The 247-nt window shown below is 66.8% G+C and carries 1 protein-coding gene; it reads left to right on the forward strand.

The genetic code is table 11. The features are described from left to right. Positions 1-247: transposase (locus EJ903_RS26740; RefSeq protein ID WP_174237374.1), on the forward strand; the 247-nt coding region annotated here is incomplete at both ends.

The raw sequence follows: 247 nt of genomic DNA on the forward strand, positions 1-247 counted from the left end.
TGGCTGGGGACGAGAGCGGCAACCGGCGCAACGGCTACGGCCGCAAGACGGTGCTGACGGAGGGCGGGTCGATGGACTTGGCGATCCCGCGCGACCGGACGGGTACGTTCGATCCGGCGCTGATCGGCAAGTACCAGCGGCGGTTCCCCGGCTTCGATGAGAAGATCATCTCAATGTACGCACGGGGCATGTCGACGCGGGAGATCACGGGGCACCTGCGGGAGCTCTATGGCATCGAGGTGTCGGC

Origin of the sequence: Azospirillum griseum (assembly GCF_003966125.1) — a bacterium.
GTDB lineage: Bacteria > Pseudomonadota > Alphaproteobacteria > Azospirillales > Azospirillaceae > Azospirillum > Azospirillum griseum.